The sequence below is a fragment of the Candidatus Syntrophosphaera sp. genome (assembly GCA_019429425.1).
Lineage (GTDB): Bacteria > Cloacimonadota > Cloacimonadia > Cloacimonadales > Cloacimonadaceae > Syntrophosphaera.
The window spans coordinates 1-8,329 of record JAHYIU010000098.1; the positions used below are offsets into that span (position 1 = coordinate 1).

Sequence of the window (8,329 nt, forward strand, 5' to 3'; positions counted from 1 at the left end):
CAGGGAACTGATCATGGAATCGCGCGTCCTGATCGCAGCCGCTGGCATTTCCTACCTCACGGAGCAGATGCGGGCCAATTTTGTCTCCCGCTATCCGTTCCTGGCCACCAAACCTGCCGCAGTGATCCCCAACGGCTTTGATGAGGAGGATTTCCAAAACCCGAAGCCAGGCAGCAGCCGGGAGATCTTCCACCTCGTCTATAGCGGCAGTTTTTACGACCGCCGCCAGCCGGACCCGCTCTGGCAGGCCATTCTGGGACTGGTGGAAAGCGGATCGCTCGATCCCGCGTCCATCGCGGTGGACATTTTCGGCAAAAACACCGTCTCCTTCGTGCTGGGCCGCTTCGCGCAGAACGAGACTATCAGGCGGATGGTCAGATTCCACAAATTCCAGCCCCATCGCAGGAACCTGCAGGAACTGATGCGGGCCGGCGCCCTGCTGCTCTTCATCCCCTCGGGGAAAAACACCCGCTCGGTGCTGACCGGCAAGATCTTCGACTATCTGCGCAGCGGCAGGCCCATCCTGGCCATCGTCCCGCCGGACGGCATCGCGGCTGAGATGGTGACCAGGGCCGGAACCGGGTTTGTGGCAGATTATCAGGACATCGCCGGTATCGGCCAAAACCTCCTGCGCCTCTATCAGATGTGGCGTTCCGGGGAACTGGAAACCCTCAAACCGGACCTCGAATACGTGGCTGGATTCTCCCGCGAGCGCCTGGCCGCCAAACTTGCAGCCCTGATCGAGGAGGTGGCGCTTTGAAAGAGCAGCTCATCCTGATCCTGCCCACCCGCTCCACCTTCATGCTGCTGGATGAAGAACTCCTCAAACCGGATTACCGCGTGCGGATGGTGCATCTGGGCCAGGAAGGGTCCAAAACCCAGTACCTGCAAGTGATCCTGCGCTCGCTGCATGTCATCCTGAGGGCCCGCGAAGCCCGCAAGGTCCTGGTCTGGTTTGCCGATTATCATGCCGCCGCGGCCGTTCTGCTGGCCGGATTGACGCATAAGAAGTCCATCGTATTTATCGCAGGCTACGACGCGGTCAAGTATCCGGAATTCCGCTATGGCATCTATACTTCGCGCCTGCGGGGCTTTTGTGCCCGCTTCGCGTTGAAGCATTGCTCGCTTGTCGTTGCCTGCCATCAGGCCCTGCTTTCCTCTTCCAATACGTATTACAACCCCGCCGGCCATCCCGAGGGGATCCAAAATATGGTGCCGGGACTGAAAACCCCTGCCAGCGTGCTTCATTTCGCGGTCAGAGACCTGGAGCAAACAGACCTTGGCAGGCCCAGGCTGCGGCAGATACTCACAGTCGGCACCACACCCCGCTTTCAGGATTTCTACAACAAGGGCTACGATCTGTTGGTGGATGTGGCCCGGCGCCGGACCGATCTAAAGTTCGTGTTCGTGGGCCTGCGCGACTGCTGGATGCCAGATCTGAACAGGCTTTACGGAATCGACAAGCTGGCCAATGTCCGGATCCATCCCTCCCTGCCCCATGCCGATCTGCTCGCCCTGATGCGGTCAAGCGCCGTCTACGCCCAACCCTCCATCTCCGAAGGGATGCCCAACGCCCTGATGGAGGCCATGCACATGGGCTGCGTGCCCGTCGGATCCAATGTCGCGGGCATACCCACAGTCATCGGGCAACACGGCTTTGTCTTCGATAAAAGAGACCCTCAGACCCTGGAATCCGCTCTGGACCAGGCTTTGAACAGCGATCTCGATCCCCGAAAGATCTCAGACAGCATCTCCGCCAGGTTCAATCTGCAGATCCGCCGCGCCAAACTCCTCCAACTGCTGTCCGATCTGGACTGAGCGCTAAGCTTCCCTCATCCCGTTATCAAGTACATTCGATGCGGCTCGTTGTAACTGATATATATGGCTTTATGCTAACGCTCCGACCAACATTCATCCTCTCTATTCTTATCCTATGTCTTCCAATATGTTCACCCTAGCGCCCTCTTGATCAATACGGTGTCAATACGGACTCATTACGGACTTTGTCCGTAATGAGTCCGTATTGACACCGTATTGATAAGGGGAGCCATATGGTATGAAAATCGGATTTTTGCGTGGCTGGAATAGGAATGAATATGGGATATGTGAATGGACGATTTCGGGAAGGGAAAGCTCAGGAATCCAGCCGGAGCCTGGAACCCAAGCGCCAGCCGTCCGCGGCGCTGCTGACGATCCCGCCGGCATATCCGCTTCCCTCTCCGATGGGAAAAAGGTTTGAGGCGCTGTCGCTATGCAGAAGTTCCCTGTGGCGCGTGATCCGGATGGGCGAGGAGGTGCGGGTTTCCGGGGCCACGAGGACCGCGTCGGAGTGAAAGCCAGGCAGGACCTGATCAAAACGCTTAAGGGCTGATGCCAAACGCTTTGCGATATTGGGGGGAAAAAGGGTGTTCAGATCGACCGGATAAACGCCCGGAAGATAGGACAGGGCTGGGGTTTGCGTCTCCGGAACGCCATTGAGGAAATTCTCCGTCGTCTGCGCCGGGGCCAGGTATCCGGGCCGAAAAGCGCTCTGCTCCAGGCGGCGTTGCAGGTCCATGCCGTCCCAAAGCCCGTCCCCATAGTCTTCAGAGCTCACCGGGGTCACGATCGCGCTGTTGCAGAAGGCGTTCTGCCGCGCCGCGTAGCTCATGCCGTTGGTCACAATTGAATCCGCCTCTGTGGAAGCGGCGATGACCTGCCCGCCCGGGCACATGCAGAAAGTGAATCCGGTTGCTGCCGTGAACCGGTACGAAGCCGGGCCCAGGATCTCGGCCCAGCGCTCGCTGCCATAGACCAGCTCGTTGATCTTTGCCTGTTTCTGCTCGATGCGCAGGCCCAGGGCGAAGGGTTTTGGCTCCAGGCGCAAGCCCTTTCCCTGCAGCATTTTGAAGGTGTCTCGGGCGGAATTTCCCAGAGCCAGGACCAGGATCCCGGGAGTGATCCATTCGTCGTTGATACGCGCCCGGCTGACCCTGTCCCCCGAGAACTCCAGATCCCGCAACTCGCTGCGGTAATGGAAAGTGCAGCCTTTCTCGATCAAGTGATCGCGAATCTTCTTCACCATAGCCCGGATGCCTTCGGTGCCCAGATGCGGTAAAGCCTCATACGCTATATCCGGCGGGGCTCCGAAGCTGATCATGGCCTCAAAAACCTGTTGCACGGCGGGATCGTGGCCCCGGCTGGTGAGTTTGCCGTCGGAAAATGCTCCGGCCCCGCCTTCGCCGTATTGCACGTTGGATTCAGGATCGAGAACGCCCTTATCCCAGAACTCGATTACCCTGGCGGCCCTTTGTTCCAGAGGATCGCCCCGGTCGAAGAGGCGCGGCCGCAAGCCGTTGTCCACCATGGCCAGGGCGCAGAAGAGGCCGGCGGGCCCCATCCCGACGATGCAGGGATGGGAATCTGTGACCTTAATGGCGTCCGGTTCAGCGGTCTGGACGGGTTTTTGTTCGGCAAGGTCGGGATGGCTGGGTGGCTGGGCGGAAAAGGAAAGCTGGAGAGTGAGATCATAGACAGGCTGGTCGTGCCTGCGCGTGTCCACGGCTTTCCTGAGGATCCTGGCGATCCGGAAATCCGCCTCGGGCAGGCGCAGTTTCCGCGCGACCTCAACCTCAAGGTTCAGGTCCCGCCGCGCCGGAAAGCGCAGATTGCGCAGTGTGTAGGTTTTCACATCGTCTCCCAACAAAAAAAGCGCCCTTTCACAAGCGCCTGATCGATTTGTGGTGGCGAGACCCAGAATCGAACTGGGGACACACGGCTTTTCAGGCCGCTGCTCTACCGGCTGAGCTATCTCGCCACGCGTGAAAGCATAAACTTTTATGGCCGGGTATTTGTCAAGACAATTATCTCAAAGTGGCTTCAGTCCGATGTTTCGGGGAAAATAGCAGCTCTTGGGGCCAGATCGGTCCTATCTCATCATCAGATCAGCCCGTCCCGGTGAAGTTGCCGGGGAATGATCCTGAACACCTCGTTCTGCCGCACCCCTCCGCTTTTATACGCCCGGATGTAGTGGTCCGAAAGACAGGTGCCAAGGCCTTCTTCAATGCTCTCGCAAACTCCGCTGAGGGGGATGCCGTCCTGGATCAGCTTCTGTTTGTAGGCCTCTTTTTTCTGAGTGCTCAGACCGGTCAGGATGCTGGTCCGGCGTGATTTTTCCTGATTTGGGATCTGGCAGGACATTTCTGCAGCCGGGGTACCCGGGCGTCTGGAAAAGGAAAACACGTGCAGATAGGCTATGTCCAATCCCCGCAGGAAGTTGTGCGTGGTATCGAATTCGGTTTCCGTCTCGCCGGGAAAGCCGGTTATGACGTCCAGGCCGATCGCGGCATCGGGCCATAAAGACAGGATGCCGCTGACCAGTTGCTTGAATTCAGCCGTGCCCTGGCGCCGGCCCATTCGCTTCAGAACGCTGTCGCAGCCTGACTGGAGGGCGAGGTGGAAATGGGGGCAGAGCTTGGAACAGGAGCGAAGCCGGGCAAGCAGGCCGGACGTGACCAACATGGGTTCCAATGAGCTTAGGCGGATAAGTTCAAGTCCCTCTACCCTTTGCAAGGCCTCGACCACTTCGGCCAGTCCGTTGTTGCCGTCACGATAGAGGCCCAGGTTTACCCCGCCCAGGACGATCTCCCTGTAACCGCTATCCACAAAGAGTTTGGCCTGGGTGATGATGTCTCCGATGCTGGCGGAACGGCTGTTTCCCCGGCCATAGGGGATCGCGCAATAGGCGCAGCGGAAATCACAGCCATCTTGGATCTTCTGGAAGGCGCGGCTGTGCTCAACCATCCTGAGCACGGGGCGAAAACTGTAATCCGTGGCAGCCATGATGTCGGTAAATTGATAATCCAGGCTATCCAACAATTGCGCGATATCCTGCTTGTTCTGGTTGTCCACGATGAGGTCGATCTCCCCCATTTGCCTGATCTCATCAGGATTGCGCTGGGCAAAGCAGCCGGTTACCACGATCCGGATAGATGGATCTTCCTCTTTGCGCTTCAGCGCTTTGCGGATCAGGTTGCGGCTCTTGAAATCCGTGCGGCCGGTAACGGTGCAGGTGTTGATGATATAGATGTCCGCGGGATCGTCAAAGGGCACGATGATGTGGTTGGAAATGCCGAATTGGCCAGCGATCGCAGAAGATTCAAAGGCGTTGGTCTTGCAGCCCAGAGTGGCGATGGCGACGCGGATCACTGCTGTGCTTTAGCCAGGTACGCGTAGATGGCGGGGGCGTAGGCCTGATGCTCGATCGCGAGGACCCGGGCGGCGATCTCTTCGGCGGATCGGCAATCTGAGATGTCCACTTCTCTCTGCGCTATGATCTCGCCGTGGTCATAGATGGGATCGACGCGGTGGATGGAAACGCCGGAAACCACGTCCACGCTGGAAAAAACCGCCTCATGCACCCTGCTGCCGTACATGCCCTTGCCTCCGTATTTGGGTAGCAGGGCGGGATGGATGTTGAGCACGGGAATCCCCACCTGCTCGAGAAAATCGGCCGAAAGCAGATTCATGAAGCCGGCCAGGGCGATCAGGTCAATTTTCTCAGATGCGCACAGGCACAGAAGCCTGGACTCAAACTCCTCCGTATGCCGCGGATTCAGGATATGGCAGGGAATACCCAATTCCCGGCATAGCCCGGCAACCGGGGCTTGAGGCTTGGAAGCCGTGGCAAAACTGATCTGGACGGGCAATCCATGCTCCTTGAAATAGCTGTGCATAGCCCGCAGATTGGAGCCGCGGCCATGTCCGCTGGTGAGGACTGCTATTCGCCAGGCTTCAGGTGCAGTTCTTTCCACTGAGTTGCGGAAACCTCGGAAGGTGCCTGGCACATCAGGTCTGTCGCCTTCAGGGTTTTGGGGAAGGCGATCACGTCGCGGATGGATTCGGCACCGCTCATGATCATCACCAGCCTGTCGATGCCAGGGGCGATCCCGCCGTGCGGCGGAGTTCCGTATTTGAGGGCTTCCAGGAAGAATCCGAAGCGCTGTTTGAGCTCTTCCTCGCTGAAGCCGAGGATGTCGAAGATCTTCTTCTGCAGGTCGTAACGATGGCAACGGATGCTTCCTGACGAGAGTTCCATGCCATTGCAGACCAGGTCGTAGAGCTGGCCGATGATTGCGCCGTATTTTTCGGGCTGGTCAAGCCAGGGAATGTGCTCCTCGCGGGGCAGTGTGAACATGTGGTGGGCCGGTTCCCAGCGCTGCTCTTCAGCATTGTAATTGAAGAGGGGAAAATCGGTGATCCAGGCAAAGGCGAAACTGCCTGCTGGGATCAGGCCCTGCCGGAGGGCGATCTGATTGCGCAGGGCGGCCAGGACCTTGGAAACCATCTCATAGCCGTCCGCGGCAAAGGCGATCATGTCTCCTGTCTTGGCTTGGCAGGCCTCGATTATCGTGGCTGCTTCCTGCTCGGAGATAAATTTGCTGATCCCAGCCTCCAAACCGCCATCCGCGACTTTGGCAAAGGCTATGCCCTTGCCGCCCTGATGTTTGGCGAGCTCAACCAGTTCGTCCTGCTGTTTCCTGCTGAAATCAGCGCCTCCGGGGATAACCACAGCCTTGATCACTCCGCCCGCGGCCAGCGCGGACTGGAAAACCTGAAACTGGGAATCCTGCAGCGCAGCGCTCAGGTCGCAGAGTTCCAAGGCGAAGCGCAAATCAGGCTTGTCGCAGCCAAAGCGGTCCATTGCCTCTTTGTAGGTGAGCCGGGTAAAGGGAATCTGCAGTTCCAGGCCCAGCACTTCCTTGAACAGGGTGGCCATCAGCCGTTCCAGCAGGTCGAAGATCTGGTCCTGGGTGGCAAAGCTGAGTTCGACGTCCAGTTGGGTGAATTCCGGCTGGCGGTCAGCCCGCAGATCCTCGTCCCGAAAGCATCTGGCGATCTGGAAATAGCGGTCGAAGCCGCTGATCATCAAGAGTTGCTTGAACATCTGCGGAGATTGGGGCAAGGCATAGAATTTTCCCGGCTGGACGCGGCTGGGGACCAGATAATCCCGCGCGCCTTCGGGTGTGCTTTTCATCAGGATTGGGGTCTCGATCTCGTAAAAGCCTTCCGCGGAAAGGAAGTCCCGGATGATCTTGATGATCTGGTGGCGCATCAGAATGATTTTCTGCAGTTGGGGCCGGCGCAGATCGAGATAGCGGTAGGCCAGCCTCAGGTCCTCTTCCGCGAGGGCGACTTCGGTCAATTGGATGGGCAGGGGCTCGCAGTCATTCAGAATTGACAGCTCCTCCGCCACGATCTCAATGGTCCCGGTGGCCATATTGTGATTGACGTTGTTGGGATCGCGGGCGGATACGATGCCCGTAACCGCGGCCACATACTCGTTGCGGAGCTTTTCCGCTTTGCGGAAGATCGCTTCCTGCTCGGGCCGGATCACGATCTGCACGATGCCTTTAAGATCGCGCAGGTCGATGAAGATCAGGCCGCCCAGGTCGCGGCGCTTGTTCACCCAACCCATCAGGGTGACAGTTTGACCAATGTCTGAGGATGAAACATCCCCGCAATAGTGGGTCCTTTGCAGCTTGTTCAGGTTATCCAGCATATGATTCCAGCTTAATTGTTAGTGTCCAAGGCGTTGCTTTGGGCAATCCCGCGGCTCAGGGACACGGTTTGCAGCAGGGCCCAGCCCAAAACGAAAAAGACCAGCAGGGACAGGATCGAATAGCGCAAATTTCCAGTTTTGAGGGCGATCCATCCATACAAGATCGGACCCAAAATCGAGGAAAGCCTGCCTGTCAAGGTAAAAAAGCCAAAAAACTCCGCCTGCTTCTGCTTGGGGGTCAGGAGTGAAAGCATCGTGCGGCTGTTGGCCTGGCTGCTCCCGATCGCGAGGCCAGCGGCGAGTCCCACGAAATAGTACTCCGTGGCGCTTTTGCAGAAGAAGGCCCAGACGACCACGGCGATCCAGATCAGCAGCGAGATGCTGAGCGACGATTTCACGTTTAGCTTGTCCGACAGCCAGCCAAAGAAGGCGGCGCCGAGCAGGGAAGTGAATTGCGCCAGGATGAAGAAGACGATAATGGTCTCCGCGCTCATCCCAAAACGCTTGATCCCAAACGGGGCGGCAAACACGATCACCGTGTAGATGCCGTCGTTATAGACAAAATAGCTGATCAGGTAGCGCAGGAGATTGGGCATTTTGGAGATGTTCCGCAGGGAATACCAGATCCGGTCACGCGCCACCCGCAGGTAGTTCGACCTTTTGGAGGGCCTGTGCACCTCTCTGAGCATGAAAAACGTGATCAGGGAAAAGAGCAGTACGTGCGCCCCGATCATGGGAAAGACCAGATGGATATTGTATCGCACCAGTGGCAGAGAGACCAGCAAAGAA

General features: G+C 57.9%; 7 protein-coding genes and 1 tRNA gene. 2 read left to right on the top strand and 6 right to left on the bottom strand.

Features of this window, described 5'->3' with window-relative positions; genetic code table 11:
• Both K0B87_08695 and K0B87_08700 read left to right on the top strand, forming a co-directional pair.
• Window positions 1-760 (top strand): hypothetical protein (locus K0B87_08695; GenBank protein ID MBW6514816.1); only part of this gene is annotated, 760 nt, incomplete at its 5' end.
• On the top strand, window positions 757-1,818 hold the full coding sequence (locus K0B87_08700) for a glycosyltransferase family 4 protein (protein ID MBW6514817.1): 1,062 nt from the start codon (window positions 757-759) through the stop codon (window positions 1,816-1,818). The genes K0B87_08695 and K0B87_08700, both read left to right, overlap by 4 nt.
• Before the next feature lie 316 nt (window positions 1,819-2,134).
• Here K0B87_08700 and K0B87_08705 read toward each other — a convergent pair whose 3' ends face one another.
• The 6 genes from K0B87_08705 to K0B87_08730 form a co-directional block, all read right to left on the bottom strand.
• Window positions 2,135-3,670, bottom strand: a complete 1,536-nt coding sequence (locus tag K0B87_08705; GenBank protein ID MBW6514818.1) for a hypothetical protein — start codon at window positions 3,668-3,670, stop codon at window positions 2,135-2,137.
• Between the two features lie 50 nt (window positions 3,671-3,720).
• Window positions 3,721-3,796 (bottom strand) — tRNA-Phe (locus tag K0B87_08710).
• Between the two features lie 122 nt (window positions 3,797-3,918).
• A complete protein-coding gene (gene mtaB / locus K0B87_08715) occupies window positions 3,919-5,187 on the bottom strand; it encodes a tRNA (N(6)-L-threonylcarbamoyladenosine(37)-C(2))-methylthiotransferase MtaB (protein MBW6514819.1) in 1,269 nt (422 codons plus the stop codon).
• Complete coding sequence (locus K0B87_08720; protein ID MBW6514820.1) at window positions 5,184-5,792, bottom strand: phosphoribosylglycinamide formyltransferase; 609 nt, start codon at window positions 5,790-5,792, stop codon at window positions 5,184-5,186. The genes mtaB and K0B87_08720 overlap by 4 nt, the downstream gene beginning before the upstream one ends.
• Window positions 5,759-7,540, bottom strand: a complete 1,782-nt coding sequence (gene aspS / locus K0B87_08725) for an aspartate--tRNA ligase (protein ID MBW6514821.1) — start codon at window positions 7,538-7,540, stop codon at window positions 5,759-5,761. The genes K0B87_08720 and aspS overlap by 34 nt, the downstream gene beginning before the upstream one ends.
• An 11-nt stretch (window positions 7,541-7,551) precedes the next feature.
• Window positions 7,552-8,329 (bottom strand): MFS transporter (locus K0B87_08730; GenBank protein ID MBW6514822.1); only part of this gene is annotated, 778 nt, incomplete at its 5' end.

What these genes read in the sequence shown, in the direction of transcription:
- aspS (MBW6514821.1), bottom strand. Translation starts at nt 7,540, where the DNA reads ATGCTGGATAACCTGAACAAGCTGCAAAGGACCCACTATTGCGGGGAT.